The 3,022-nt window shown below is 60.4% G+C and carries 1 protein-coding gene and 1 pseudogene; both read left to right on the top strand.

Annotated features, from left to right (window positions below; all coding sequences use genetic code 11):
• Positions 1-304: pseudogene (locus ACFFAR_RS29475) on the top strand (carbamoyl-phosphate synthase small subunit); the annotation flags it as partial.
• A gap of 66 nt (positions 305-370) precedes the next feature.
• On the top strand, positions 371-3,022 hold a 2,652-nt coding region (gene carB, locus ACFFAR_RS29470), incomplete at its 3' end, for a carbamoyl-phosphate synthase large subunit (protein WP_375509041.1).

Below are 3,022 nucleotides of genomic sequence, written 5' to 3'. Positions count from 1 at the left end.
TAAGACCATGAAGATGAAGACGGGCCATCACGGCGCGAATCATCCGGTGAAGGATCTCGAGAACGGCCGCGTGGTGATCACGTCGCAGAATCACGGTTTTGCCGTGGATGCCGCCACGCTGCCCGCCAACGCAAAGGTCACGCATACCTCGTTGTTCGACGGCACGCTGCAGGGCTTCGCGCTCACCGACAAACCCGCGTTCTGTTTCCAGGGCCATCCGGAAGCATCGCCGGGACCGAACGATATTGCGTACTTGTTCGATCGGTTCGTCGGCCTGATGGAAGCGCAAAAAGAAGCGGCTTGAATATAGGCGCGCAGACACGCCAGACACGCAAAAACAGAACACGCAACACAATCATTGAGAGCAGTTATGCCGAAGCGGACAGACATCAAGAGCATCCTCATCATCGGCGCGGGACCGATCATCATCGGCCAGGCGTGCGAGTTCGATTATTCGGGCGCGCAGGCGTGCAAGGCGCTGCGCGAGGAAGGCTACAAGGTCATTCTCGTCAACAGCAATCCCGCGACGATCATGACCGACCCGAATACGGCCGACGTGACGTATATCGAGCCGATCACGTGGGAAGTGGTCGAGCGCATCATCGATAAAGAACGCCCCGACGCCATCCTCCCGACCATGGGCGGACAAACCGCGCTGAACTGTGCGCTGGATCTGTTCCATCACGGCGTGCTGGAAAAGTACAAGGTCGAACTGATCGGCGCGTCGCCGGAAGCCATCGACAAAGCCGAAGACCGGCAGAAGTTCAAGGAAGCAATGACGAAGATTGGCCTGGGTTCGGCCAAGTCGGGCATTGCGCATTCCATGGAAGAGGCGCTGCAAGTGCAGGCGGAGATCGCTGCGCAGACGGGCAGCGGCGGCTACCCCACGGTGATTCGTCCTTCGTTCACGCTGGGCGGATCGGGCGGCGGCATTGCCTACAACAAGGAAGAGTTCGAGGAGATTTGCCGTCGCGGACTGGACCTGTCGCCCACGCGCGAATTGTTGATCGAAGAGTCGCTGCTCGGCTGGAAAGAGTTCGAGATGGAAGTCGTCCGCGATACCAAGGACAACTGCATCATTGTCTGCTCGATCGAAAACCTGGACCCGATGGGCGTGCACACCGGCGACTCCATCACGGTCGCGCCGGCGCAAACGCTCACCGACAAGGAATACCAGATCCTGCGTAACGCATCGCTCGCGGTGCTGCGCGAGATCGGCGTGGACACGGGCGGCTCGAACGTGCAGTTCGCGATCAACCCGAAAGACGGCCGCATGGTCGTGATCGAGATGAACCCGCGTGTGTCGCGTTCGTCGGCGCTGGCATCGAAGGCGACAGGTTTCCCGATTGCCAAGGTCGCCGCGAAGCTGGCCGTCGGCTACACGCTCGACGAGCTGAAGAACGAGATCACGGGTGGTCAGACGCCGGCGTCGTTCGAACCGACCATCGACTATGTGGTGACCAAGATTCCGCGTTTCGCGTTCGAAAAATTCCGCGAAGCCGATGCACGCCTGACAACGCAAATGAAGTCGGTCGGCGAAGTGATGGCAATTGGCCGCACGTTCCAGGAATCGTTCCAGAAGGCGTTGCGCGGTCTGGAAGTGGGTGTCGACGGACTCGACGAAAAGACCACCAGCCGCGACGAAGTGATTCGTGAGATCGGCGAGCCGGGTCCGGACCGGATCTGGTTCCTGGGCGACGCGTTCCGTCTCGGTCTGACTGCTCAGGAAATCTTCGAAGAGACGTCGATCGATCCGTGGTTTCTCGCGCAGATCGAGCAAATCATCCAGAAGGAAAAGGCGCTTGGCGGTCGTACCGTCGACAGCCTGACCAAGGATGAAATGCTGTACCTGAAGCAGAGCGGGTTCTCGGATCGCCGCCTGGCGAAGTTGCTGGGCTCCGATCAGACGGCCGTGCGCAAACACCGTCACGCATTGAAGGTGCGTCCGGTCTACAAGCGCGTGGACACGTGCGCCGCCGAATTCGCGACGAAGACCGCTTACATGTACTCGACCTACGAGGAAGAGTGCGAAGCGAATCCGACGGATAAAAAGAAGATCATGGTCCTGGGCGGCGGTCCGAACCGGATTGGGCAGGGCATCGAATTCGATTATTGCTGCGTGCACGCAGCTTTGGCGATGCGCGAAGACGGCTATGAAACGATCATGGTCAACTGCAATCCCGAGACTGTTTCCACCGACTACGACACGTCTGATCGGCTGTATTTCGAATCGCTGACGCTCGAAGACGTGCTTGAAATCGTGGAGCTGGAAAAGCCGGTTGGCGTGATTGTGCAGTACGGCGGCCAGACGCCGTTGAAGCTCGCGCTGGACCTCGAAGCGAACGGCGTACCGATTGTCGGAACATCGCCGGACATGATCGATGCCGCCGAAGACCGCGAGCGTTTTCAGAAGCTGTTGCAGGACCTGAACCTGCGCCAGCCGCCGAACCGTACGGCGCGCGCCGAAGACGAAGCACTGCGTCTCGCCGAGGAAATCGGCTATCCGCTGGTCGTGCGCCCGTCGTACGTGCTCGGCGGTCGCGCGATGGAAATCGTCCACGAGCCGCGCGATCTGGAACGCTACATGCGCGAAGCCGTGAAGGTGTCGCACGATTCGCCGGTGCTGCTCGACCGTTTCCTGAACGACGCCATTGAATGCGATGTGGACTGCATCTCGGATGGCGAGGCGGTGTTCATCGGCGGCGTGATGGAGCATATCGAACAGGCGGGCGTGCATTCCGGCGACTCGGCTTGCTCGCTGCCGCCGTATTCGCTGTCGCAGGAAACCATCGATGAACTCAAGCGCCAGACCGGCGCCATGGCGCGTGCGCTGAACGTGGTCGGCCTGATGAACGTGCAGTTCGCGATCCAGCAAGTGCCGCAGGCCGATGGCTCGAAAGAGGACGTCATCTACGTGCTGGAAGTGAATCCGCGGGCTTCGCGTACGGTGCCGTACGTGTCGAAGGCAACCAGCCTGCCGCTCGCGAAAATCGCGGCGCGCGCCATGGTCGGTCAGACGCTC

The organism is uncultured Caballeronia sp. (assembly GCF_964243625.1).
Taxonomy (GTDB): domain Bacteria; phylum Pseudomonadota; class Gammaproteobacteria; order Burkholderiales; family Burkholderiaceae; genus Caballeronia.
Note: the sequence above shows the minus strand (reverse complement) of the source record. Positions and strands in the feature narration are given on the sequence as shown.